Here is a 25919-nt window from a genome sequence, read left to right as displayed (position 1 = left end):
AAATGAACCCCCTAATCCATACGTGGAATAGAGGGTTTTTTTAAAAGGATTTTAGTTTCCAAATTCAATCTTCATTGCCTCAGCGATTAACTTTGGAAGGTCAGTATTGTTGTGCAGACCCACGAATAAATCAGAATGTGGACCAAATGCGTAGACTGGCACATCGGTACCTGTATGGGCACTGCTTGTCCATCCTATTAAGGCACGGTCACTAATGACTTCATTAATAGCGTTAGATGGACTATCTGCATTTTTAATCCGGTTGATTTCTTCTTCCGTTAACTCAATACCTGCATTCTCTAGAATCACTTCTTCAATATTGCTTAAATCATCATTTAACTGAGCTGCCATCGCATCCCCAGTTGCTGTAATATTGTGTAAAACTTCAATATTTAAATCATAGACCCCGTTTGAGCCTACAGACATACCGCCTGTTTCATGATCGCCTGCAATTACAACAAGGGTATTTCCATCTTCATCCGCAAACTCTAGTGCTTTCGCAACAGCTTCATCAAAAGCTTTTACATCATTCATCGCCCAAGCGGCATCATGATCATGTCCTGCCCAGTCAATTTGTGAGCCTTCAACCATTAAAAAGAATCCATCCTCATCCCGACTTAATGTTTCAATTGCAGCTTCAGTCATTTCGGCAAGGCTAGGCTGATCGGTTTCATCACGGTCCAATTCCGGTGCCATTGCATCATCTGCGAACAAGCCAAGAATTTTTTCATTATCTGCAGCAAGCAATTCATCACGGTTTGTCACATATTGATAGCCGTCTTCAATTGCATTTTCAACTAGGTTTCCAGCTGGCTGCTTTCCGCCTTCAGATGCCGGCAGGAAATAATCTCTTCCGCCTCCTAGGATAACATCGACTCCATTTTCAAAGTATTGAGGTGCAATCAATGCCTCATCCCCACGAGAGGATACACTTGCTCCAAATACTGCAGGTGTTGCATGAGTAATGGTTGAAGTCGCAACTAAACCAGTGGATTTATCCGCAGATTCAGCAGCATCTAAAATCGATGGTACTTCTTTTCCATCTGGTGTTACACCGACCATACCATTGTTTGTTTTAACCCCTGTTGCCATTGCGGTTCCTGCAGCTGCTGAATCTGTCACCTCAGTGTTAGCTGAATACGTTTGGACTAATCCTTTTACAAAAGGATCAAAAGCAGAGTTTTCACCTTTAAACCAACGATAGTTCGTGGCAAACGAAGCGTTAAATCCATCCGGAATCATAAATATAACATTTTCAACCTTTTCTGCATTTGCTTGAGGAGGTAATCCTTTTCCTGCCCATTCAGGTTTTCCTGCACTTGCTTCATTCCATGCTACACTCAGTCCTGAAAATAGAACTCCTGCTGTTAAAGTAACGGCTGCTGCTTTCTTTAGCATGATTTTTTCCCCTTTCCATATTGAAAATGTATCTTTCACATAAAAAGTAACAGCCAAATTTGAAGGGAGTGTAGCAAATCCATTAAAATCAGATGACAAAAAAATGGATAAAAGACCTATTGAAACAGACCGAAATAGGAAGTTATATGGAAAACCACGATACGATCAAAGCCGGGATAGGAAGAAATAAGGGTGGAACTTTTAAAAGAATGTAAGTTTCTTTACAAACCTTGTTACAATTTGGATAATAAAGAATCACTCTAATTAGATGTTATAAGTCCCTTGGAGGAGAGTCTGTTACTTTACAATTTGTTTAAATAAACGACACCATTTTTAAGTAAAATAGTTCCTTTTCCCTGTTTATTCGATAAAAAAAAGGGCTGTCCATAAAGGTCTGGTAACTGACTTTATAGTATCCCTTTTAATTTTGGTTTTTTTTAAGGTTGTGTTGAACTTGCCTGTTGATTTGCGCTTCAGGCGCTTACGGTCCGCGGGCGTGCCGGGGAGCCTCCTCGGCGCTTTAGCGCCTGCGGGGTCTCCCCTGCCCCGTACTCCCGCAGGAGTCTCGCGCCTTTCGCTCCAATCAACATAGTTACAACATTAACAATAGGTAAAATATTAAAGCAGGTAGAGAAAAACAACTCATTTTTCTCCACCTGCTTTATTTTAGAGACTTATCGGACAGCCCCTTATGCTTCACGCAGTTTCTGATTTAAAGTTTTCAATTCATTTTCTATTTCAGTAATCTGTTTTTCTAAAGGAGCCACATTTCCACCGACAGATTCTAATTTTTCTAGATCGTTTTGCAGACGTACATATTCTGCTTTTAATTCCTGGATTTGATTTTCAATTTGCTTTTTGTCCATAATGAACCCCCGTTTCTGCCTAGATTAATCGAGTCCATTATAGCACTATAAGGGAATAAGTTATAAATAAGAGGAATCGGCCGGAACACAATTATACTAGAGGTTAAGTTAACAATGTATAAGGGTAAACTGGCTGTAGTTTATATTTGAGGTGAAATAAATATGGAAGTATTACTTAATGAGGTTTCGATTGATGCAGAAAACATTTATATAAATACTATTACCCACAAAAAAACAAAAGAGGAGCAGCGGGTAATCGGATTTGAATTTAATGTAATTAGTCAGGAATATCACAAAATAACCACATTACTTTATGAAAATGACTTTACCATTAAGGTGCCTGCAAAAAATCTAGAATTTCGGGGAAGGATCAACTCCTACTCAACCTCCATCACCAATTTATATAATGAAAATGAAACAGGTGTATTTAAGCTAGAGTTAATTGAATTATAGGAAATCACTAGGACAAGGTTGTGACAATATGTGTCTAATTCTGTTTGCTTATCGGTCCCATCCAAAGTATAAGCTGATTATGGCTGCCAATCGGGATGAATTTTATAAAAGGCCTACTGCTCCTGCACACTTTTGGGAGGATGAACCTCACATCTTGGCAGGAAGAGATTTAGAAAAGCTGGGAACCTGGATGGGGGTAACGAGAACAGGAACCTTTGCTGCAGTAACGAACTACCGTGATCCAAAAGAAGAAACAGAAGGGAAGCGGTCTCGCGGTGAACTGGTCGCAGCTTTTTTAAAAGACAATATGAATCCAGAACCATATTTACAAACATTAGCGAGAGGCACATTATATCCGGGATTCAATTTACTTACGGGGAATCCGAATGAACTGTATTACTATTCTAATATTGGAGATAAAATTCAAAAGCTAGAACCCGGTATTTATGGAGTAAGCAACCATCTGTTAAATACAGAATGGCCGAAAGTGCAAAAGGGGAAAGCAGGTCTTGAACAAAATATAAAGGGGGATACAACCGATCTCAGTAATCGATTATTTGCACTGCTGCAAAATGCCGATCCTGCCGAAGATCATCTCCTTCCAAACACGGGTGTTTCAAGGCAATGGGAAAGAATCCTGTCTCCTCTATTTATCAAAACTGACCATTATGGAACAAGAAGTTCCACTATATTCCTTCTATCCGAAAATGAAATTTATTATCGGGAACGAGTTTTTATAAATGGTGAGAACAGTGAGGATCAGGAATTTCGGATTCCTTTTTGATTTTAGTAAAGGTTCATACAGAACCAGTGAATACAAACACTTTCAATCAAGGGACAAAAGTAATAGGTCTAAAGATAGAACCAATTATTTGAATATTTTGGTATTATTTTGGTGTTGAAGCAAATTGTGTTTCAATCATAGTCTGCAGCCTGAACTAATACAATGAAAAGGGTATTGTTGTCTAGTACTACAAAGAGGAAGGAAGCTGATAACATGAAGTGTATGAATTGCGGCAATGAAGTGATGGAAACCGATAAATTCTGTGTGCAATGCGGTCATCAAGTCGCCCATGATGAAGTCGTAACGACGATTCAATCAGAAGGCTCTTTAGCACATAGCTTTGAAGAAATAAATACAGGTCAAAGTTTCCTTGATTTAGCCAAGGACAAAGCGATAAGCTATTGGGGATTTATATTGGAAAATCTTAAATCTCCTGCAAAAAGAGGAATCAGTTCGGAAAAAGCAGATTATGTCTATGGATATATGAATATAGGATTGCTCTCTTTATTCTTTGGATTGGGTATCTACTTTCAATTTAAGAGCTTTACGGATGATTTTGGCTTTTTCACACCAGAGATTTCATTTTTTGAAAGCTTTTTTACTGTATTTTTCTATGGTAGTGCGGCTTTGATTCTCTCTGCTGCAGTTATGTTTGCAATTGTAAAAGGGTTATACAAAGCCAATCTTTCTTTTCATGATGTAGTAGGACGATTCGGTTCGCTGATCTCTACCTCTACGGCATTATCTGTTGTTTTTCTGCTCTTCTCTGTGATTGGCATTGTCGGCATCAGCTCCTTTGTTTCCACTCTCATCATAAGTATTGTACAGATTGCGATCATCCTTACCCTTTACTCATATCGTGAGAATGCAACAACTCTATTTGATCCGCTCTATGGAATTATTGGTTTTTATGTGGTTTTTACTATATTAATTGCTTTAACATCTGATACTCTCAGCCGCTATTTTGTCGGAGGATTTATAGGATTATAGACTCTGCGCAAAAAAACGTAATACTAACAGGAATAAGAGGTGTCATACCTCTATATGATTTGACCCTCTTTTTATTTTTACATTCACTCGGAAATGTAAAGTTTTTGCAATCTTGATCCGTCTAACTACCTTTTTCCTTACTATTAAACTACAATATTATTCAAATGATTATTTGAATAATAAGGAGAAAGGCGAATGGATCAAATAGATGTAGTGGTAGTCGGGGCAGGTCAGGCGGGGATTGCGATGGGATATTATTTAAAACAGACAGGGTTATCCTTTGTGTTATTGGACGCCAACAAAAAAATAGGAGAGTCATGGAGACAACGATATGATTCTCTTGTTTTATTTACCCCAAGGGCATATAGTTCTTTACCAGGTCTTCCTATGACGGGAGATCAGGAAGGATTCCCTGCAAAGGATGAAGTTGCCAGCTACTTAGAGGAGTATGTAGACCATTTTGATTTACCAGTCATGCTCAATACGAAAGTAAACACTGTCTCAAAAAGCGATTTTGGTTTTGAAATAAGAACAAACAAGGGGGTTATAGAAGCTAAACAAGTGGTTATAGCTTCTGGGGCATTTCAGAAACCATATATTCCGATTGGCTTGAATGAGTCTAAACACGATATGTTCCAAATGCATTCATCTTCTTATCGAGCACCATCGCAAATTCCAGATGGTCCGGTTTTAGTTGTAGGCGGTGGAAATTCAGGGGCTCAGATTGCCGCTGAGCTCGCTGAAGAACGGCAAGTTTTTATAGCTGTTAGCCAACGTTTTAAATTTCTGCCCTTGCGCCTGTTAGGAAAGAGCATTTTTTTCTGGTTAGAATGGATTGGACTTCTATATGCGGGGGTAGACACAAAAAAAGGAAAATGGTTTCGTAAGCAGAGTGATCCGATTTTTGGAAAAGAGCTACAGTCACTCATTACCAAGAAAAAAATAGTTGTAAAACCAAGAGTTGAAAAGGTTCAAGCAAACGAAGCTGTATTCTCAGATAAAAGTAAGCTTACTATCAGGAATATAATCTGGGCCACGGGATTTACACCTTCCTATGACTGGATAGACATTGCAGGAGCAGTATCATCTGAAGGAAAGCCGATCCATGAAAGAGGGGTTAGTCCTGTAAGGGGTCTATACTTCATCGGCTTACCGTGGCAGTACCAACGTGGCTCATCTCTAATTTGCGGTGTGGCCAGAGATGCCAAATTTCTCATTTCTTTTATTCCACACTCTAATACATGACTTTTATGATAAACTGTTAAAGATAAATCCAGTCATAAAAGAGAAGGTGACATAGTAATGTTCGCAAAAAAGATTCTAAGTGAGCTCTACAGCTGGAGTAAAGCAATTATATTCGCTATAGTTTTGGCATTAATTATTAGTGTTTTTATCATTCAGCCCTTTACGGTAAGCGGGATCTCGATGGAACCTACCCTAGATGGAGGCAATCCAATGGATCAGGAGCAAAAGGGAGACCGATTAATAGTATTTAAAACTCCTTATCTTTTAGGAAAAATACCTGAATATGGTGATATCGTCATTATCGATAGCCGTGTTGATAGATCACGAACCATTAAAGATGACATTCTGGAAAGTCCTCTTATTACGTTACTTACTAATTCCCCAGAGGAAGAAATAGCCTGGGTTAAGCGGGTAATCGGAAAACCGGGAGATGAAATCAAAATTGAAGATGGACAATTGTACCGGAACGGAGAAGCTGTTGTTGAAGGCTACATCAGCGCAAAGATGGAGAATGACATGGAAGCTACTGTTGTCCCGAATGATAAAATCTTTGTAATGGGTGACAACCGCAACCATAGCACCGATAGCAGAGTGATTGGTCCAGTACCGGTTGAAAATGTCTTAGGTAAAGTTGTATTGAGATTTTATCCATTTGATAAGTTGGAGTTATTTTAAAATTACAAGGGTCTGTTCCTATATTAATGGGACAGACCCTTTCTTATAAGCTGAAATTCCTATTATTATACTAATTATTGAAACAATTCTGAATATTAATTATAATGGTAGATGCAATTGGGATATTTTTGGGAAAGGGGGCTCGTATACATATAAACGAACTTTAAAATAAATTAAATTGTTGGAAAGGAGTAAACCAATGGATGTAAGTGGCATTTTGCAGGTAGTTTCGAATAGTAGACTCGTCTTTCCAAACGAAGAAAAACAACAGTCAACAGTAATGGGAAGCAGAAAAGCATTTCAGGATCTTCTTGAACAGTCGCAGCAAGATCCTGCTGCCTTTTGGAATCATGTAGCAAGTGAGTTAACATGGTATGAACCATGGAAGGAAACAATCACGGGTGAGCTTCCTGATTTTCGTTTTTTTACAGAAGGGATCAGTAATCCATGTGTTAATTTACTAGATCGCCATATAGAAAAGGGTGCTGGAAATCGAACCGCTCTTATTTGGGAGGGTGAAAACGGGGACACCAAATTTTTTACCTATCAAATGCTTCTTGCAGAGGTCAATAGATTTGCAAATACCCTGAAGTCTTTTGGTGTAAAAAAGGGTGATTGTGTTGCGATTTTTCTTCCAAATCTCGCCGAAGCTGTCATTGCCGTTTTAGCTTGTTTCCGTATAGGTGCGATATACAATACGATTTTCTCGGGGTACTCGGAAAAATCATTAAAGGATCGTCTGGTAAGCTTTGAACCTAAAGTGATTGTTACAGCAGATGCAACGGAGCGAAGAGGGAAGGTCATTCACCTAAAAGAAAAAGTGGATCGCGTAATTCCAGACATCCCATCGGCCCAAGTGGTTATCGTTGTGAACCGATTAGGTTTGGATATTCAAATGGAAGAGGGACGTGATTACTGGTGGGAAGAGGTAACCAAGAGGGCAAGTATCAATTGTGAACCTGAAAGAATCGAGGCCAATGAACCCGGCATTGTCTTTTATACGAGCGGAACGACAGGCAAGCCAAAAGGTGTGGTCCATTCTGGAATAGCATTTGTGATTCAAAATTATATATATGCTAAATATCATATGGACCATCGTGATGATGATGTGTTCTGGTGTACTGCTGATATAGGCTGGCTAACGATGCACATATGGGGAATAGCAGGTTCATTGGCGAATGGGGTTACTACTATTGTTTATGAGGGTGCTATCGATTATCCAACTAAAGATCGGGCGTATCAAATTATCGAAAAATATCGGGTCAAAAAGGTATTTACTGCACCAACCGCTTTACGGATGTTAAAAAGTATCGGAGAAAAACCGCTGCAAACCTATGATCTTTCCTGTCTTGATGTCGTTTCATTAGTAGGTGAACCATTCGATGCTGAAACCTGGCAATGGACGTACGAAGTTTTAGGCAAGAAAAAGATATATGTCAATAATACATGGGGGCAAACAGAAACAGCCGGATCACCCATTGCCGGAGCGGCATGGCTAACACCGATGAAACCTGGTTCAGCTGGAGTTCCATTCTTAGGCGGAGTGTTTGATGTAGTGGATGAAGAAGGCAAACCGGTCAAACCTAATACATTAGGGAACTTAGTCATTAAAAAACCATTTCCAATGCTATGCCGGACCCTTTGGAAAGAACCAGAGCGGTATTATGCCTCTTATTACAGCCAGGTCAAAGGCTGCTATTATGCCAGTGACTTAGCATTAGTCGATGAAGATGGATATATTTGGGTAGTAGGCCGTTCCGATGATGCAATTAATGTGGCAGGGCACCGGTTAAGTACAATGGAGATGGAGAGTGCAGTGCTAGAATGCCCGGGCATTTCTGAAAGCGCTGTCACCGGAGTTCCGGATGAAATCAAAGGGGAGGTACCAGTAGTATTTGCCCGCTTGAACGAAGGGGCTGAAGGATCTGATGAATTAAAGGAAATGATTCATGCCCGGATTAATCAGCAAATCGGTAAAATTGCCGCTCCTAAAACCATTATCTTTACAGATACGCTGCCAAAAACAGTCAGCGGAAAAATCATGCGACGTCTATTAAAAGAAATTATTGTAAAAGGAACGGTGACTGGTGATGTCACAGGTCTTGAAGATCCGGCAACCGTTACTCAAATAAAAGAATTAGTGGAAGAAAGAGCTTTGAAAAAGTAAGAATAGAGTGCCAGTTACTTTCAAAGAGTAACTGGTTTTTTCATTGATAGCAAAATTTCTTCATAATTTGCATGGAATTTTATGTTAAAGTAAACCAAAGGGGAAAATTCTGAAAATTTTAGGAGGAATTTGTAATAAAGTATGAGCAGAGGGAGGAGTTTCTATGTTATTTATCCAAATGTCTGGATTTCCAGGATCAGGAAAGTCTACGCTTGCTAGGTTAATAGCTGAAAGAACCGGGGCAGTGATTATTGATCACGATATCATTAAATCTGCCTTAATGCAGTCGATTGATACAGACATAACTCCTAAAGCTGCCGGGAAAATTTCTTATCATATTGATTGGGCTCTTGTCGATTTCCAGCTTTCACAGGGATTTGATGTCATTTTAGATAGCCCTTGTTTTTATACGGAAATGATTGAGCGAGGGATGAAGCTCGCAAGAAAGTATGATGCCCAATATAAATACGTGGAGTGTTACCTCAATGATCTTCAAGAGATTGACCGAAGGCTAAAAAATCGTGCACGGATGATTAGCCAAATTCACAGTGTGATTGCTACTGAAGAGCAGTTTCAAAGTTGGGTGAATAATAGTAAACGACCCGAGGGTATTGATTACCTTGTCGTTGATTCATCTAAACCAATCCGTCATTACTTTAATAGGGTGATTCAATATATTGAGAGCTAATCTAACAAGAAAGGGAATGAAAATATTATGATTAAAGTACTTTTCTTCACTTTTCCTCTATATGCTGATTTCGAGGTGGCCCATCCTCTATTTTTCTTAAGGAAAGTTGGGAAAGCCGAAATTACCACAGTTACGGCTGATGGGAAACCTGTTGAAAGCGTAGGGGGGTTATTTGTCACGCCTCAATATGCCCTTTCGGATATTAATGTAACTGAGTACAATCTTGTGCTGCTTCCTGGCGGTGACGGGATTCACGAGGTTATCAATGAATCTTCTCTTCAGGAAGTAATACAAGAGGCCTTTCAAAACGAGATCCCGATTGCATCTATATGCGCATCGTCTGCCTTTCTTGCAAAAGCAGGTCTGCTGAAAGGGAAAAAATTCACCTGTACTCCTGCCACTTACGAACAGTTCAATGATTTATTTAGTGATGGAGAATATACGGGCGCAAAGGTCGAAATCGGTAATAGATTCATAACAGCAAAAGGAACAGCATTTCCCGAATTCACCATTGCGATGGGGAATTTGATCGGAATGTGGCGGGATGAGAAACAGGCAGATTTTGTCTATCAATTTAGTAAAGGGAACATTAATTGACTTTTACAACAAAGAGAAGGTGAATCACATGGAATATCCGCTATCATTAACTGTAAATGGATTAACATTACGCGGGATGGCTCACAAACCTGAAATTAAGGGTCAATCAGCTTGCCCTGTGGTCATCCTGTTTCATGGTTTTACCGGTTCAAAAACGGAAGGGAAGTCTTTGTTTGTCCGATATGCCCGTGAACTTTTAAAAAACGGGATTGGTACGATCCGCTTTGACTTTTCCGGTTCAGGTGAAAGTGATGGATTATTTTCGAATATGACTTTTAGTCAGGAAGTTTATGAAGCAAAAGAAATTTTTAAAATGGTGCAAACGTTGGAATGGGTCGATCCGGACAAAATAATGCTAACTGGATTTAGTATGGGCGGAGCAATTGCGGCCCAGGTAGCAAAAGAGTATCCTAATAGAATACATAAACTATGTCTATGGTCACCTGCAGGTAATATGAATCAGATAGCATGCTCATACTTTGAAAAAAGTCCAAAATTGCCAAATGGGAATATGGATATTGGCGGACTAGAGCTGAGCCGTTCATTTTACGAAGATTTAAAAGACCGTAATTTATATGAAGGAATTTCGATTTATCAAAATCCAGTTTTAATTATTCACGGTACGAATGATCAATCCGTGCCTTATATATTTGGGCAAAAATATGCGGAAGTTTTTGTAAATAACCGGGTGAGGATTCACCTTATCCAGGACGCCGATCATGTATTTTCTAGACTGGGCTGGATTGAGGAGCTATTTGAGCTGAGTGTTCAATTTTTATCAGAATAATGAAACAGGATAGTCGCGATTCAAGTTTTTCTTACATTGAGGGATGATAATGACACAGCAAAAGATTTTGATTGTGGAAGACGAAGAAAAGATTGCTCGGGTTTTAGAATTGGAACTGGATTTTGAAGGCTACCAAACCGAAAAAGCATTAGATGGTCTAGAAGGCTTGCGGCTTTATCGGGAACAGTCATGGGATCTAGTGCTGCTTGATATCATGATACCCGGGATAAGCGGGATTGAATTACTTCGAAGAATTCGCTCCACTGATGCAGATACACCTGTTATTATGCTAACGGCTAAGGATTCAATAGAGGACAAGGTTTCCGGTTTAGACTTGGGAGCTAATGATTATATTACCAAACCTTTTCAAATAGAAGAGGTCCTAGCACGTGTCCGGGCTGCTTTAAGAATGAGCAGAAAACAAACTGTGCAAACAACAAAAGATCCAGACTGGCTCCAGGTCGGCAGTTTAAAACTGAACGAAATAACAAGAGAAGTGATACGTGGTCAAGAGGCTATCGAATTAACACCTAGAGAATTTGATTTGCTAGCCTTTTTAATGAAAAATACGCGGCATGTCTTAAGTCGGGAGCAGCTCCTCAATGGAGTCTGGGGATACGATTACTATGGAGATACGAACGTAGTTGACGTCTATATCCGTTATTTACGAAACAAGATTGATAAACCGTTTGATGGACCTGCATTGATTCATACGGTTCGCGGCGTCGGCTATGTGTTAAAGGAATCGAAATGAAACTTCGAAATCGAATCCACCTGTACACGTCTGTATTATTTATTGGTCTTTTAATTCTAATCCATGCAGCGATTTACTTCTCTTTTAGCCAAATGATTTTAAAAAGTGAGCTGGAGCAGACAACACTTGAAGCAGAAAGAATAATGGAAGCCTTAGGACAAACGGAAGGCTCTGTACCAGCTGCCGATCTGCTAAGAGCCTATGTTCCGATTAATGGAATGGTTCGAATTGTGAATCCAGATGGAAGCCAACTGACGACAGTAACGGCTGCGGAACAGGAGCAGCTCTTTGATCAGCCGTTTGCCTTTCAGCAAAGTGAACAAAGGGAAATTGTAGAATACGATGGAATCCCTCATTCCTTTGTTTCTATTCCAATGATTTGGATGAACGGAGAAATAGTCAATCTTCAGGTAAACGAGAATTTAGAAGCAGTAGCCGATAATTTACGAGTTTTACAAATTGTATTACTGGTTGTTACGGTGATTGCTACAATTCCCGTGCTTCTATCAGCCGGTCTTCTTAGTAACCTGTTAACCAAACCAATTTCCTCTATGATTGAAACGATGCGTGAGATTCGAAAAAGCGGGCATTTTAAGCGAATCCATTTACCGAAAAAATCACAAAATGAGCTTTACTTATTAGGTGAAACCTTTAACGAAATGATGGACTTGCTCGAAAAAAATTATGCTAAACAGGAACAGTTTGTTTCGAACGCTTCTCATGAACTCAAAACACCGCTTACCATTATTGAATCGTATGCTAACCTTTTAAAGCGGAGAGGGAAAGAACAGCCTGAACTGTTTGATGAATCGGTAGAAGCGATCCATTCCGAGGCGATTCGGATGAAGGATTTAATCCAGCAACTGCTGCTGCTTGCCAAGCATGATGAACAATGGAAGGTAGATATAACATCTATTTCTTTAACAAATTTTGTTGAAGATTCAGTTCGGGCTTTCCGGGAAGGCTATAAGCGGGAAGTTCACTTGGATGTGGAAGAAGAGGTCACGATTAAAGCGGATTCGCAAAAATTAAAACAGCTTATTTTTATTTTAATGGACAATGCCAGAAAATATAGTGAAGACCAGATTCAAGTTAGAATCAGGAAAGAAGAGAGCAAAGCTGTTATTGAAGTAATCGATCGAGGAATCGGTATCCCTGCAACCGATTTGCCTAGAGTCTTTGATCGGTTTTATCGGGTCGATCAGGCAAGGAGAAGAGGCGGATTCGGCCTGGGTCTTTCTCTTGCCAAAGAACTTGCAGAGGTAATGGGAGCAGAGATCCGTTTAGAAAGTAAAGAAGGTCTTGGAACGTATGCCCAAATTTGGCTTCCGCTTACGAGTTCTCATTAAATTCTCATCTTCGTATTGTATAGTGTGGGAAAAGACTTGATGGAGTGAAGTTCATGAAAAAAATAAAAGGTATAAAAATCGGTGGTGCCATCCTGGCTGCTGTTCTTATTTTTACGGTAGTGTGGCAAATCGGTCAAGCCTTTACCTCTGCAGAACCGTTGACTAAGGAAGATGCCAGTAGTCTAGTACAAGAGAAATATAACAGCAGCATTATCGATATTAGTGAACAGAGTGATGAATTTCACATTAAATTCGGAACAGATGCGGGCGAGTACGCCGTTGAGATAAGCCGTGAAAAAGGTGAGATTCGGAATTTAACAAAACTAGCCCAACAAAGTCCAGCCACAGAAAAAGTACGGACTGAAGATGAGATTAGAGAACAGATAGCTCAGCAAGTGAAAGGTAAAATCGAGAAAGTCGAACAGAAACAAGAGGGAGAAAACCTTATCTATACGGTAGTCGTCCGCAGTGAAACTGAGATAACTACTCTAAAAATCGATGCTTATACTGGTGAAACAGTAGATACTGTCACAGAGGCAATAAAACAGCCGGAAGAGGAACCTGCAAAAAGACTAACAGAAAGTGAAGCTGTTGAGATTGCTCTACAGCGTGTAAGCGGAAAAGTGGACGATATTGAATTAGAGCAATCAGGCGGAACGATCTATTATTTGATTGAAATAGAAAGAGAAGAGGAAGAGGACGCGACTGTTCAAGTAAATGCCCTATCAGGGGAAGTGATGTCTGTAACATGGGAAGATTAATTAAACGACTCCTTTTAAAAGGCCAGGACAATTTCTCATCAATTTCTCATTTTCTTATCAAACTGTACTCATTTTGACTGACTAAGATAAAGGTGAAGACAAAATAAAGGAGGATAAGAAAATGAAGAAAAAAGTTTGGATCGCCAGTGGAATTGCCGGAATCGTTCTACTAGGGGGAGCAGTCGGAGCAGGAGCCATTGCGATCCCAAAAGTGAACGAAAACCTGATACCAATTGATAAGGCTCAGGAAATTTCTCTTAATGAAGTAAATGGCACAGTAGAGAGTATTGAGCTTGAACAAGAACATGGCCGTTTTGTATATGATGTCGATGTTAATCCTAAGAACAGTAATGATGATGTTGAAGTAGATGTCGATGCTGTAACTGGAGCGGTTGTAAAAGTGGATGATGATCGAATTGACGATGACAATCAAACATCTGTAAATAATTCCGGCCAGCAAAACCAAGAAATCATTACACAAGAAGAAGCGATTGCTATTGCTGTGGCGGATACACCAGGGAAAGCAGTTGAAGTTGACTTTGACGGAGACGATGGAGACTATGAAATTGAAGTGAGAGATGGTCAATTAAAAGTAGAATATAAGATTGATGCTTATACTGGTAACATTCTCGAAAAAGAAACAGAAGATGATGATTGGGATGATGAGGATTAATCAGTAATAGGAAGAGGGGCCTATCAAACTTTATGGATAGGTCTCTTTTTAATTTTTTTTGGGCTTAATCAACGATTTTTTTTAGGGAAAAGCCGTGAGTAGTTCACTGCATCGAATATTTGTTAAATTTTTTTATTTTTATTATTTGTTTCAACTCCTAGGTTGATCAAATCACACTTCCCCCAGGGCTTTTTCCACCAATTGTGCCGCCCTTTGTCCTGAAACAACGGCTCCTTCCATGGTAGAAAAATAGGGCTGACGTGTATAATCACCAGCTAAGGTCAAGCCTGTAATGGCAGTAGCTTGAGTTGGTCTTAATGGGTCGACCCCTGGAGCCAGACTGTAGAAATCGGCAGGGTGGTTGATTTGTCTGTAATCTTTAATTTTCCCTTCAAGATGAATACCCAGCGCTTTTGCATCCTCCACTACAATTTTTAAAGTCTCGTCCGGTGATTTCATTAAAAAGTCTTCAGCCGGTGTCAATATAATCGATAACCGCCCGTTTGATCTGCGGAAGGTGGTCCGCGACTGTTCAGCAAAGCTTGCTAGTGATGTCTTTGGTCCGAATGTTGTAATATCCTTTTCTAAGACAGGCTCAGTTAACTCGATTTGCAATGTGGCTGCCGGCATGGTTGGTAACTTAAATAAGTTTTGAAAGCTAGGTTCATTTTTAAATTTCTCTAGAATCTGTTTCGCTCCAACTAAGGAGGCCGCAATCACGACATGCTTTCCTCTGTATTCTTCACCACTTTCGGTCTTCACTCCAATCACAGTCCCGTGTTCGTCCGTGAGCACATCTGTTACATTTACTCCAAGCTCAATGGAACCTCCTAGCTCGATAATTTTATCTGCGATTGGCTGGCACATAACATCTGTCATCCCGCCTAAATAAGCACCATTTCTCATTTTATAAAACTTTGGGACCGCCGGTGCAAACAATCCGAAAAAAGCATAGGCAGAATAACGGTCCGGCGGCAAAAAGAAGATACCAGAGCTTAAAGGAATAAGTAAATAATGCAAAGCGTTATCCGTTACCTTATGTAAATTTGCATACTCTTTTACACTATAAGAGTCCAGCTTTACAGGAGCCAATAAATAATCCTTAAAGCCTCTTATAAAAAAGGGAACAAGAGAAAGTTTATCCTTTGTTGTAAGAATATCCTGATTTCCAAAGATTCCTCTTAACATTTTAACTGGCCCCATCAAAGGAGAAATCCCTACCACTAGCTTTTTGTTTTTTCCTTTAATAAGAACATCGATTTTTTCTTCCCATGTGACCATTTCATCTACTTCAACCCCAGCCTTTTTTAACAAAGCTGGGAGAGCTGTATAGTAGCCGATAAAACGGTGAAAGCCTGATTCAACCTCCATCCCGTTTTCATTCCAATTTGAACATCTTCCTCCAACAACAGGATCTACTTCTAGCAGCAATACTTTTTTATTTTTGAGAGCCAATTCTAAACCGCAAGATAATCCTGCTAGTCCTGCGCCTACTATAACAACGTCCCAATCCATCTATTTCACCTCAAGTATCGGTAACTTTAAAAATGATTGAAAAAGAATATGTATTATTTGGATATTTAGTTTTATTATGAAAAGGTAGGAGACGTTTTATTCTAGATTGATAATCCTCCTGAGATGATAGAAAACTTTAATTTGCATAGAGGTGATAAGTTGATTATTTGGATTAATGGAACCTTTGGATCAGGCAAATCAACCGCGGCCTATGAGTTACAAAGAAGGATACGCTCTTCATTCGTATACGATCCGGAGAGATTTGGCTATTGGCTTATGAGAAATGTCCCGAGAGAAATTGCAAAACCTGACTTTCAAGATTATCCTTTGTGGAGGGAAGCGAATTACCAATTATTAAAACAAATCTCCCAAGATTACAAAGGAATTATGATTGTTCCTATGACTCTTACAAATGAAATCTATTTTAATGAAATTATTGGAAAATTAAGAAATAATGGTATTGAAATAAAGCACTATACCTTAATGGCGACTGAACAAACGATCGAAAAGAGGTTAAGACAAAGGTTTGAGGGCAAAAAGTCTTGGGCATATCAGCAAATGGAAGCAAGGCTTAAAAGCTTAGCCAGAGATACCTTTAAAGAACATATCATGACAGATCATATGACCATAGATGAAGTGGTGGCGACAATTGCTAAACGATCTGGAGTTGAACTGCTGCCTGACCGGCGGACAAAGATTAAAAAAAGGGTTGACCGGTTAGTGATTACCTTAAAAATGGGTCTTTTAAAATAGCTGTTTTCGCATACTTTGTTGTTTTTAATGGAGGCAAACATGTCCGTTCCATTGCGCTCCAGACACAAGATTCCCCGGGGAGGTGGCCTGAGCCTCCTCGGCTTTGCCTGCGGGGTCTAGAGGCTCACCTCTTCTTCCCGCAGGACAAGGAAGGCTTCGGCAGCATAAGAACCGCACGAAGAAAATGCGAAGCATTTTATGAGGACTCAGGGTGTCTTCCGCTCCATTCCACTGCAGTTTAAAAATATATTCAGGCAGCAACAATCTTTGCGAAAACAGCCCTTTAAAAATAGAGCAGCAGATTCTTATGAATTATTGGGAGGGAGGCGATGACGATGGCCGAAACAGTCAATTACAAGTTATGGACCGTTTGTATGGTGCAAGATGGAAATCGGATATTGCTGATTGACCGGCAGCACGATGATTTTAAAGGGTTTATCCCACCCGGCGGAAAAGTAGAATTCCCTGAAAGTATTGTGGACGGGGCGATCCGCGAAGTAAAAGAAGAAACGGGATTGGAAGTTAGAAATCTCATATTTAAAGGAATATATGAATATGTGAACCCAATAGCAAAAGACCGATATATGATTTTTAACTATCTTACTAGAGATTTTAAAGGAGAGCTGCTCGAGAATCCTCCAGAAGGGAGACTGGTCTGGGTCGACATCGAGGAAGCAAAGTGTCTCCCGATGCAAAAATCCATTCGTCGAAGGTTTCCGCTATTTTTTGAAGAAGGAACGTTTGAGATTCATGTAGAATGGGACGATATAAAGGATGAGGAAAGTAAAGTATGGATTAAAAGAACCTGATAGAAAGAGGCGGGTCACTTGATCATAGTCAGCTCATGCTTAGCAGGGTTAGATGTAAGATATAATGGGACTAATAGTTTACATGATAGAATTCAAAAGCTAGTCAAAGAGAAGAGAGCTATTGCAGTTTGTCCTGAATTATTGGGAGGCTTCTCAACCCCTCGAGAACCAGCCGAAATAATAGGCGGCGACGGTGAGGATGTATTAAATGGAAGGGCTCAAGTTATGGACCGATCCGGAAAGGACGTAACTGACCTCTATCTTAAAGGAGCTTATCAAACCCTTGAAAAAGCGCGTGCTCTACAAGCCACATTAATTGTTTTAAAAGAGAATAGCCCCTCATGTGGAAGTGCTTTTATCTATAATGGAGAATTTAACGGAACTAAAATGGCCGGAAATGGTGTAACAGCAGCCTTATTAAAAAGACACGGATTTCGGGTTATTTCGGAAGAACAGCTGGGGGAATTCCTTGATGGAAACTCAGGTACTTCCATAAAAGATACTAAAAATTGGCGATATAGCTAATACCAATCACACAACTTGTACATATCTTAAAAGTAATGATATATGTAGGGGTGTGAAATATGTATCCAAGACAAAGAAGGCCATCTCGGTGTATTTTTCCGGGGTACCGCTGGTGCGGTCCTGGGTGCAGCGGTCCTGGTGCACCTGTAAATGATGTAGATGCCTGTTGCATGAGGCATGATCTTTGTTATCAAAGAGGCGGATCGAGGAAAAGATGCGATATTGAATTCATGAATTGCTTGAGATCAAAAAGGAACCCTCGAACTCAAAAAGGAAGACAGGCTAATCTGATGTATCGTTTTATGCAATTAAAGACAGCCTTTGATCCAAGGAGATTTTAATAAAGCTCAGCCAAACGGTTGGGCTTTTTTAATTGCAGGTATAATGGTAATAAAATACGCAAAAAAATTTTTCATAATGATTTGACATTGACGTTACGTCAAGGTGTACAGTGAGGGTGTCAGGAGGTTTTAGAGTATGGAATACACGATTCAAAAGCTAAGCAGATTGGCAGGAGTCAGTACAAGGACATTAAGGTATTATGATGAGATTGGAATTCTGAAGCCGGCCAGAATGAACTCATCGGGGTACCGGATTTATGGTCAAACCGAAGTTGACAGGCTGCAGCAAATCTTATTTTACAAAGAACTAGGGGTTAGTCTTGATCAAATTAAACAAATCCTATCTGATCCTGCTTTTAATAGCTTGAAGGCTCTAAAGGAACATCATCAACAGCTTCTTGACAAACGTAAGCAATTAGATCTCCTGATTGCGAATGTTGAAAAAACAATTGATGCAAAGGAAGGGAGAATGACAATGTCAGATCGGGAAAAATTTGAAGGCTTTAAGAAAAAAATGATTGAAGATAATGAGAAAAAATATGGGGAAGAAATCCGAGAAAAGTACGGCGAAGACACGGTAAGGAAGTCATATGAGAAGTTTAAAAACATGACAGAAGAAGAGTATGAAGAAGTCACTCGACTCGGTCAGGAAGTAAATGATACTTTAGCGGAAGCTGTAAAATCCGGAGATCCTGGAAGCAGTCTTGCCCAAAAAGCTGCAGATTTGCATAAACAATGGCTAACCTATTACTGGCCAGAGTATAGTAAAGAAGCACATGCGGGTCTTGGGCAAATGTATGTGGATGACGAAAGGTTTAAAGCCTATTATGATCAGGTGCATCCTAAAGCGGCAGAATTCTTAAGAGATGCGATTTTAATTTATACAGGTTTGAAAAAATAAGGTAGAATAGGGTTGTGCCAAAGCATTAAAGCTGAGGTCACAGCCCTTTTTTTATAGGCAAAATAGGTTAAACGGGTTAAAATAGGGTTTTATCGGTTACAATCAGTTTCTATTATAATAGATTTCGATTAAATCAGCAGTAAAGAAGGGAGCTCCATGAATATACAAGATTTAGCACTACATACTGATAAATATGAAATAAATATGATGTATGCCCACTGGATAAATGGAACAATGAATGACCATGCTGTTTTCGAGGCTTATTTTCGTAAACTTCCATTTGGCAATGGGTATGCTGTATTTGCTGGTTTACAGCGAATTGTTGAGTATATCCAAAATTTACGCTTCTCTGAAGATGACATTCAGTATTTGGCAGAGCAAGAGGAGCAATATGACCCTGCTTTTTTGCAAATGCTTCGTGAAATTCGTTTCAACGGGAATTTATACTCCGTGCAAGAGGGAGAAATAGTTTTTCCTAATGAACCGTTATTGCGGGTGGAAGGAACGATATTAGAAACACAATTGGTAGAAACCGCTCTTTTAAACTTTTTAAACTATCAGACTCTCATTGCGACAAAGGCATCACGGATTGTACGAGTTGCTGCAGGCGACGGTTTGTTAGAATTTGGATCAAGAAGGGCTCAGGAGGCCGATGCAGCTGTATGGGGAGCCCGTGCTGCATATATTGCCGGTTTCGATGCGACCAGTAATATGCTGGCGGGAAAATGGTTTGGAATCCCAACGAAAGGAACGCATGCCCATTCTTGGGTACAGGGGCATGACTCTGAAGAAGAATCTTTTATGAAATATGCCAATGCTTTGCCTGACCAGGTAGCATTGCTGGTAGATACTTATGATACCCTTGAAAAGGGGATTCCGAATGCAATTAAGACAGCCCATATGCTTGAAAGAAAAGGGAAACGGATGCAGTCAATCCGGATTGACAGCGGAGATTTAGCATACCTGTCTAAAAAAGCACGGGAACAGCTGGATAAGGCGGGGCTTGATTACGTTAAGATTGTGGTTTCTAACGATTTAGATGAGCATCTGATTTTTAATCTAAAGGCACAAGGGGCCAAAGTCGATACTTGGGGAGTAGGAACTCGCCTGATTACTGCTGAGGATCAGCCTTCTTTAGGCGGTGTCTATAAACTGGTTGCCCGTGAGAAGAACGGGGAGCTAATTCCCGTTATTAAAATTTCAGGTAACCAAGAAAAAATTACAACACCGGGTAAAAAAGAGGTGTACCGTCTTGTCAGTCAAACAACTGGGAAAGCTATCTCAGATTATATAACCTTAGCAAATGAAAAGGATGTCTTAACAAGAAACCGGATCGAGCTTTTTGATCCTGTCCAGCTTGACACGAACCGATTTGCAGAAAACTTTAAAGCCATCCCCCTCCTTCATCCGATTATAGTAAACGGAGCATTAGTTTACGATCTTCCTGATTTGGAGCAAATTAGAAGCTTTCATCGGGAGCAATTGGAGTTATTTGAGCCGGAATTATTACGTTTATTAAATCCTGAGATTTATCAAGTTTACTTAAGCCCGAAAACATGGCAATTAAAAAGAGATATGATCCGTGAATATAAAAAGGAAGTTCAATTAGAACGGGTTTAATAATATTTAATTTTTAAGCTGTCGAGATAATCTTGGCAGCTATTTTTTATAAGTACGAAAATATAAACGATGTAATAATGATACGTCGGCAATTGTTCACGAAATCCGTTGCTTCGCTTAATGGGCGCTCACCCATTTCTCACAAAATTTTCTTAAAACATGACATTTGTCATAGTTGATGTATGACATGTATGTCTGCAAATGTCTTCTTATTTTCTTTATAATCGAAGATAACTAATCGGAAGAGGATGGGTCATACATGGAAAAACAAAATCAAAAGATGTTAAGAAAACAAGTGGTTCCTTATGAAAAGCCTGATACTCGGAAAAGTATCATTCAAATATTGGATACAATTGTTCCTTTCTTTGTTGTTTGGATTCTTGCATATCAAAGCCTCTCTGTCTCTTACTGGCTTACCCTTGCTTTAACGGTTATTGGAGCTGGACTTTTAACGCGGATGTTTATCATTTTTCACGATTGCTGCCATCACTCCTTTTTTAAAAGCAGAAAAGCCAACAAAATTCTTGGAACCATTACGGGAATCCTCACGTTATTTCCTTATAGCCAATGGCAGCATGATCATTCCATTCACCATGCGACGAGTTCAAATTTAGATAAACGCGGAACAGGCGATATCTGGCTGTTAACAGTAGATGAATTCCGGTCTGCATCAGCGTGGACACGCTTCCGTTACCGTCTATACCGGAATCCTCTTATTATGTTTGGTTTAGGTCCGACTTACGTATTTCTATTGAAAAACCGTTTTAATAAAAAAAGCGCAAAACGCGGAGAACGTATTAATTTATATATAACAAACATTGCGATTGCAGCCATTATTGCTCTTCTTTGTTACACGATTGGATGGCAGGCATTCCTTTTAGTACAGGGACCAATCTTTTTGATTGCCGGTTCAATCGGGGTATGGCTATTTTATGTGCAGCACACATTTGAAGATTCTTATTTTGAGCCAAATGAAAAATGGGATTTTGTTTTAGCCGCTGTGGAAGGAAGTTCTTTTTATAAGCTTCCTAAAGTGCTTCAATGGTTTACAGGGAATATTGGTTATCACCATGTTCATCATTTATGCCCAAGAGTCCCGAATTACCAATTGGAAGCGGCACATAAAAATACCGATGCTTTAAAGCATGTACCGACCATCACGTTAAAAACAAGCTTAACTTCACTTAGATTTCGGCTTTGGGACGAGAATCAAAAGAAGTTTGTTCATTTTAAAGATGTTCCATTGCTGCCAGGAATGAACCATATTCCATCTCAGTCTAAGTCGTAAATAAGCAGGTAGTTTGCATGTTTACGAAGTGATAAGATAAAAACAGGGCCATTTTAGAAGCCCTGTTTTTCTGCATATGTTAGAAAATCCTGTGATTAAGAGGGTTCATACCTATGAATGTAATTAAAAAGTATTTGGCATTTCAAAAGAATAGCGGTATATCTCCCTATATATGGGTAATTCTTTTTATCCTGCCTTTTTATTTTATTATTCAAGCAGACACAACAATCGAAATCATTCTTGGGATTTTATTGACATTCATCTTTTTTATTCTATATCGCATTGCTTTTTTTGCTAAAGGCTGGCCCGTTTATCTATGGACATTTCTCCTGATCGGCATTTCGATTACAACAACGAGCCTATACAGCTATGTGTATTTTGCGTTTTTCTTAGCGCATTATATTGGAAATATTAAAGACCGTCTTACGTTTCTTATTCTTTATTTTGTTCATTTAATCAGCACCTCGGTCTCGATTAATTTTAGTATTGTGCAGCAGGATGAACTCTTTTTGAAACAGCTGCCCTTTGTAATCGTCATCTGGATTAGTGTGATTCTACTTCCGTTTAACATTTATAACCGGAATGAGAAGGGGCAGTTAGAAGAAAAATTAGAAGATGCCAATAAGAGAATTCATGAATTAGGTGTGTTGGAAGAACGGCAGAGAATTGCCCGTGACCTCCATGATACGCTTGGACAGAAGCTTTCTTTAATCGGATTAAAAAGTGACTTAGCCAGACGTTTATTATATAAAAATCCGGAACAAGCCCGAAACGAATTGAAGGATGTTCAACAAACTGCCAGAACAGCCCTTAATGAAGTCCGAAAAATGGTTTCATCCATGCGTGCGGTTCGCCTAAAGGATGAGCTTGTTCTGGTTAAAGAACTGCTAGATGCAGCCGAGATTCACCTTGAGGAAGTCGGAGATTTTGAATTATCCAATGTGCCATTATTAACCGAGCATATATTAAGTATGTGTTTAAAAGAGGCTGTGACCAATATTGTAAAGCATAGCGGAGCTACTTGCTGCTCTATAAAAATTGAACAAACACGGGCAGAAACAATCGTTACCATACATGATAATGGTGTATTTAAACAATCAGCCCAACATTTAATGCAGGGTCATGGATTGAAAGGAATGAAAGAACGCCTGGAATTTGTAAATGGCAGTTTAGGGCTATTGACGAAGGATGGGACTACTTTACGTTTACGAGTACCGCTTGATCTTACGAAACCTGAAAAGGAGGAGTTTACATGATTCGGATTGTCATTGCAGAAGATCAACAGCTGTTGTTAGGAGCTTTTGGTTCATTGCTTGATTTAGAGGATGATATGGAAGTAGTGGGGAAAGCGTCTAATGGAGAAGAAGCAGTAGCCCTAGTCCGAAAGCTTCATCCGGATGTGGTCATTATGGATATCGAAATGCCTGGAAAAAGCGGACTAGAAGCCGCTGAAGAATTAAAGGATGATGATTGCAAAGTTATTATATTAACCACCTTTGCTCGGTCTGGCTATTTTCAGCGTGCTTTAAAAGCCGGGGTCAGCGGTTACTTCTTAAAGGACAGTCCAAGTGAAGATTTGGCAAACTCCATCCGCAGTGTCATGGCTGGAAGACGGATATACGCGCCAGAGCTGATCGAGGATGCTTACAATGTTGAAACCAATCCTCTAACGGAACGGGAACGAGAAGTTTTAGAGCTCGTCGCCGACGGTAAAGACACAAAAGAAATTGCTGACACCCTCCAAATCAAAACCGGCACCGTCCGCAACTATATCTCTGTCATTCTCGACAAACTCGGAGTGAAAAACCGGATTGAAGCAATTAAACAGTTTAAAGAAAAGTAGAAAAGGTGCTGTCACCACCCGAAATTTCTTGTTTTACAACTCCTGAATTGGGTGGTAATGGCACCTTTTATTTAATCACAGATAACCCTGTAAGTGTTTCGGGTTTTGCTCCTTGAAGTAATAGGCTGATTTTGGCGTAGCCGACTTTCTTGAATGACTTAAACGTCTTTTTGATGACAGGAAAATCTGGATTGTCTTTTAATTTTTGAATTTCTCTCTTATATAGTTCTAATACCGAATGGTGAAGGTAGGATGGTTTATTTTTCCCTGGATCTTCATCCATTAGCAAACAGCCCATAAACTGATATCGAAGCTGTAATGAACGAGTTAAATTGACAATATGCAATAGTTGTTCAAAGAGGGCTGGATAGGATTTTTCAACATGTTTAAGGGCATCTTGAGTGGCGATTAGATCTTCATGACTGCAAAGTGTTGTCATTGTTTTAGCTCCTTCCACTTAATGATCCCATGGCTTTTTAACGGTTATATATTGAGCAAGTTCTTTACTCTTTTGTCTTCTTATCTTCCGCATTTCTGCCCGTTCTTTACCTGTCTCGTAAATGAATTTTTCCTCTTCTGTCTCAGGAATAACACCTGGCACTTCTACTGGTTTTTTATATTCATCTAATGCGACAAATGTTAAAAAGGCTGTTGCAGCTATTCTGCGTTCTCCTGTTAACATATCTTCAGCAATGACCTTACAAAAAATCTCCATTGAGGTTCTTCCGGTATAGGTTACAAATGATTCGATACAGACTGAATCCGTTTGGTGAATCGGACAGAGAAAATCAATAGAGTCGGTCGATGCTGTTACACATTCTTTGACGCGCGCGTGTCTGCGGGCGGATAGGGTTGCAGCACTATCAAGCTTTTTCATTAAGACTCCGCCAAAAAGGGTATTATAGTTATTTAAATCGCATGATAATACTTGGTCTGTATTAATAATGCGGCTTTCACTTACTTTTTTAGGTTCCATTCTATTTTACTTCCTTTCTTTTTGGGATCTAGAAACCCGATGCCTGTTAAAAGGATTTCCTTGCCACGAACCAAGTGTAAGCCCCATTGTTCTATAAGTAAAATGGATAGTTTTCATAGGATTTATAGCTTTTATCTATGTAAATGCTTACCTCTGCATCTTTTCAGTATTTAAAAAATCAAAAGGGCTGTCCAAAAAGTCAGTTATCTGACCTTTTTGGACAGCCCCGATATAATATTTACTGATTCTGATGTATAAAGTGATCCATCGTAAAGCGAAGCCATTCCTTTGCTGCATAGGATAGGTAAAGTTCTTTTGACCAAATCATCGCTAAATTCCATCCGATCGAGGGATTCACGACTTTAACTGTTTTCACATGCTCCTTTAAATGTCCGCAAATACTCTCCGGTAAAAGGGATACACCTAATTTCGATGCCACCATTTCTTCAATGAAGGACCATTGAGAGCTCTCAGAAATGATGTGCGGGGTAAATCCGGCTATATTACAGGAAGAAACAATTTTATCATTTAACACAAAGTCTTTATTAAATAAAATAAAGGATTCATCAGCCAATTCAGACAACTGGACCTCTTCTTTTTTCGCTAACGGATGGGAGGGGTGAAGAATTAATTGCAGATCTTCTTCCATAAAAGCAAAATAGTCAAATACCTCTTCTTTTGTTGGGAGTACGATGACCCCCACATCTAATAGGCCATTCTTTACGTCTTCCTCAATTTTTTTCGATCCATCTTCTTCTAATTGGAACGTGATGCCCGGATACTTTTCATGAAAGAGACCGATGATTTTAATGAGAAAATGAGCATCAAATATAGGAGGTAAACCTATCCGGATATGTCCTTTTTTTAATTCAAGCAGATTATCTAGTTCAGATTCTAAATTATTGAATGCTTTATCAATTAATTTAGCCTGCTCTAATATAATTTTCCCTGCATCCGTCAAAGTCAGCTGCTTCCGCGAGCGGTCAAACAGTGTGACTCCCAGCTCTTCCTCTAAATTTTTAATCATCTTACTAATTGTAGGCTGCGTAATAAACAAATGATCCGCAGCCTTAGAAAAACTATTGAATTTTGTAACTTCGATGAAATACTGTAAATGTTTGATATCCATGGTTAGGTGCCTGTCACCACCCGAAATTTTCT

The 25919-nt window shown here is 39.5% G+C and carries 28 protein-coding genes; 22 read left to right on the top strand and 6 right to left on the bottom strand.

Annotated features, from left to right (window positions below; translation table 11 throughout):
• Window positions 1-51: 51 nt before the first annotated feature.
• A complete protein-coding gene (locus CRO56_RS10730) occupies window positions 52-1398 on the bottom strand; it encodes an alkaline phosphatase (RefSeq protein WP_097158626.1) in 1347 nt (448 codons plus the stop codon).
• A gap of 689 nt (window positions 1399-2087) precedes the next feature.
• Entirely contained in the window at window positions 2088-2264 is a 177-nt protein-coding gene (locus CRO56_RS22880; protein WP_179714250.1) for an SE1832 family protein, read from the bottom strand.
• Window positions 2265-2426: 162 nt separating this feature from the next.
• Here CRO56_RS22880 and CRO56_RS10725 point away from each other — a divergent pair, with 162 nt between their 5' ends.
• The 13 genes from CRO56_RS10725 to CRO56_RS10665 all read left to right on the top strand — a co-directional run bounded on the left by CRO56_RS10725 (window position 2427) and on the right by CRO56_RS10665 (window position 14187).
• Window positions 2427-2717, top strand: coding sequence for a DUF3219 family protein (locus CRO56_RS10725; RefSeq protein ID WP_097158625.1), 291 nt, complete (start codon window positions 2427-2429; stop codon window positions 2715-2717).
• A 28-nt stretch (window positions 2718-2745) separates the two neighbouring features.
• On the top strand, window positions 2746-3501 hold the full coding sequence (locus CRO56_RS10720; RefSeq protein WP_097158624.1) for an NRDE family protein: 756 nt from the start codon (window positions 2746-2748) through the stop codon (window positions 3499-3501).
• Between the two features lie 213 nt (window positions 3502-3714).
• The gene (locus CRO56_RS10715; RefSeq protein WP_179714249.1) at window positions 3715-4491 is read left to right on the top strand and encodes a zinc ribbon domain-containing protein; all 777 of its coding nucleotides are present in this window, start codon (window positions 3715-3717) and stop codon (window positions 4489-4491) included.
• Between the two features lie 195 nt (window positions 4492-4686).
• Window positions 4687-5736 (top strand): flavin-containing monooxygenase, encoded by a 1050-nt coding sequence (locus CRO56_RS10710; RefSeq protein WP_097158622.1) that lies wholly within the window; start codon window positions 4687-4689, stop codon window positions 5734-5736.
• 57 nt (window positions 5737-5793) lie between these two features.
• A complete protein-coding gene (gene lepB, locus CRO56_RS10705; RefSeq protein WP_097158621.1) occupies window positions 5794-6411 on the top strand; it encodes a signal peptidase I in 618 nt (205 codons plus the stop codon).
• A 199-nt stretch (window positions 6412-6610) separates the two neighbouring features.
• Window positions 6611-8578, top strand: coding sequence for an acetate--CoA ligase (locus tag CRO56_RS10700; protein ID WP_097158620.1), 1968 nt, complete (start codon window positions 6611-6613; stop codon window positions 8576-8578).
• A 163-nt stretch (window positions 8579-8741) separates the two neighbouring features.
• On the top strand, window positions 8742-9266 hold the full coding sequence (locus CRO56_RS10695; RefSeq protein ID WP_097158619.1) for a P-loop nucleotide/nucleoside kinase family protein: 525 nt from the start codon (window positions 8742-8744) through the stop codon (window positions 9264-9266).
• A gap of 27 nt (window positions 9267-9293) precedes the next feature.
• Window positions 9294-9863, top strand: coding sequence for a DJ-1/PfpI family protein (locus CRO56_RS10690; RefSeq protein WP_245855779.1), 570 nt, complete (start codon window positions 9294-9296; stop codon window positions 9861-9863).
• Between the two features lie 28 nt (window positions 9864-9891).
• Window positions 9892-10650 (top strand): alpha/beta hydrolase family protein, encoded by a 759-nt coding sequence (locus CRO56_RS10685; protein ID WP_179714248.1) that lies wholly within the window; start codon window positions 9892-9894, stop codon window positions 10648-10650.
• Window positions 10651-10699: 49 nt separating this feature from the next.
• Window positions 10700-11404: a response regulator transcription factor gene (locus CRO56_RS10680; protein ID WP_097158616.1), complete on the top strand. Its 705-nt coding sequence runs from the start codon at window positions 10700-10702 to the stop codon at window positions 11402-11404.
• The gene (locus CRO56_RS10675) at window positions 11401-12753 is read left to right on the top strand and encodes a sensor histidine kinase (RefSeq protein ID WP_097158615.1); all 1353 of its coding nucleotides are present in this window, start codon (window positions 11401-11403) and stop codon (window positions 12751-12753) included. The genes CRO56_RS10680 and CRO56_RS10675 overlap by 4 nt, the downstream gene beginning before the upstream one ends.
• A gap of 53 nt (window positions 12754-12806) precedes the next feature.
• Window positions 12807-13514 (top strand): PepSY domain-containing protein, encoded by a 708-nt coding sequence (locus CRO56_RS23215; RefSeq protein WP_245855776.1) that lies wholly within the window; start codon window positions 12807-12809, stop codon window positions 13512-13514.
• A gap of 121 nt (window positions 13515-13635) precedes the next feature.
• Window positions 13636-14187, top strand: a complete 552-nt coding sequence (locus CRO56_RS10665) for a PepSY domain-containing protein (protein WP_097158614.1) — start codon at window positions 13636-13638, stop codon at window positions 14185-14187.
• 171 nt (window positions 14188-14358) lie between these two features.
• Here the strand turns inward: CRO56_RS10665 and CRO56_RS10660 are convergent, their stop codons facing one another.
• The gene (locus tag CRO56_RS10660; RefSeq protein WP_097158613.1) at window positions 14359-15702 is read right to left on the bottom strand and encodes a hydroxysqualene dehydroxylase; all 1344 of its coding nucleotides are present in this window, start codon (window positions 15700-15702) and stop codon (window positions 14359-14361) included.
• Window positions 15703-15861: 159 nt separating this feature from the next.
• Here CRO56_RS10660 and CRO56_RS10655 point away from each other — a divergent pair, with 159 nt between their 5' ends.
• The 9 genes from CRO56_RS10655 (at window position 15862) to CRO56_RS10615 (ending at window position 23782) form a co-directional block, all read left to right on the top strand.
• Window positions 15862-16455 (top strand): AAA family ATPase, encoded by a 594-nt coding sequence (locus CRO56_RS10655; protein WP_179714247.1) that lies wholly within the window; start codon window positions 15862-15864, stop codon window positions 16453-16455.
• 335 nt (window positions 16456-16790) lie between these two features.
• Window positions 16791-17264, top strand: coding sequence for an 8-oxo-dGTP diphosphatase (locus tag CRO56_RS10650; RefSeq protein ID WP_097158834.1), 474 nt, complete (start codon window positions 16791-16793; stop codon window positions 17262-17264).
• Window positions 17265-17282: 18 nt separating this feature from the next.
• Entirely contained in the window at window positions 17283-17789 is a 507-nt protein-coding gene (locus CRO56_RS10645) for a 2-thiouracil desulfurase family protein (RefSeq protein ID WP_097158611.1), read from the top strand.
• Window positions 17790-17848: 59 nt separating this feature from the next.
• Window positions 17849-18130 (top strand): phospholipase A2 family protein, encoded by a 282-nt coding sequence (locus CRO56_RS23210; protein ID WP_097158610.1) that lies wholly within the window; start codon window positions 17849-17851, stop codon window positions 18128-18130.
• Window positions 18131-18266: 136 nt separating this feature from the next.
• Window positions 18267-19031, top strand: a complete 765-nt coding sequence (locus CRO56_RS10635; protein ID WP_097158609.1) for a MerR family transcriptional regulator — start codon at window positions 18267-18269, stop codon at window positions 19029-19031.
• A gap of 156 nt (window positions 19032-19187) precedes the next feature.
• Complete coding sequence (locus tag CRO56_RS10630) at window positions 19188-20651, top strand: nicotinate phosphoribosyltransferase (RefSeq protein WP_097158608.1); 1464 nt, start codon at window positions 19188-19190, stop codon at window positions 20649-20651.
• A 259-nt stretch (window positions 20652-20910) separates the two neighbouring features.
• Entirely contained in the window at window positions 20911-21939 is a 1029-nt protein-coding gene (gene desA / locus CRO56_RS10625) for a Delta(5) desaturase DesA (protein ID WP_097158607.1), read from the top strand.
• A 113-nt stretch (window positions 21940-22052) separates the two neighbouring features.
• Window positions 22053-23195 carry a sensor histidine kinase gene (locus CRO56_RS10620; RefSeq protein WP_097158606.1) on the top strand — a complete coding sequence of 381 codons (1143 nt, stop codon included), beginning with the start codon at window positions 22053-22055 and terminating at the stop codon, window positions 23193-23195.
• Entirely contained in the window at window positions 23192-23782 is a 591-nt protein-coding gene (locus tag CRO56_RS10615) for a response regulator transcription factor (RefSeq protein WP_097158605.1), read from the top strand. Before CRO56_RS10620 ends, CRO56_RS10615 begins: the two co-directional genes overlap by 4 nt.
• Before the next feature lie 67 nt (window positions 23783-23849).
• On the opposite strand, the gene CRO56_RS10610 is transcribed toward CRO56_RS10615, so the two are convergent.
• The 3 genes from CRO56_RS10610 to cidR all read right to left on the bottom strand — a co-directional run bounded on the left by CRO56_RS10610 (window position 23850) and on the right by cidR (window position 25887).
• Window positions 23850-24221 (bottom strand): hypothetical protein, encoded by a 372-nt coding sequence (locus CRO56_RS10610; RefSeq protein ID WP_097158604.1) that lies wholly within the window; start codon window positions 24219-24221, stop codon window positions 23850-23852.
• Window positions 24222-24239: 18 nt separating this feature from the next.
• Complete coding sequence (locus CRO56_RS10605) at window positions 24240-24758, bottom strand: acyl-CoA thioesterase (RefSeq protein WP_097158603.1); 519 nt, start codon at window positions 24756-24758, stop codon at window positions 24240-24242.
• A gap of 238 nt (window positions 24759-24996) precedes the next feature.
• The gene (gene cidR, locus CRO56_RS10600; protein WP_097158602.1) at window positions 24997-25887 is read right to left on the bottom strand and encodes a cidABC operon transcriptional activator CidR; all 891 of its coding nucleotides are present in this window, start codon (window positions 25885-25887) and stop codon (window positions 24997-24999) included.
• Between the last annotated feature and the right edge of the window lie 32 nt (window positions 25888-25919).

The organism is Bacillus oleivorans (assembly GCF_900207585.1).
Taxonomy (GTDB): Bacteria; Bacillota; Bacilli; order Bacillales; family JC228; genus Bacillus_BF; species Bacillus_BF oleivorans.
The sequence above is the reverse complement of the archived record's forward strand: the minus strand, read 5'-3'. Positions and strand labels throughout refer to the sequence as shown.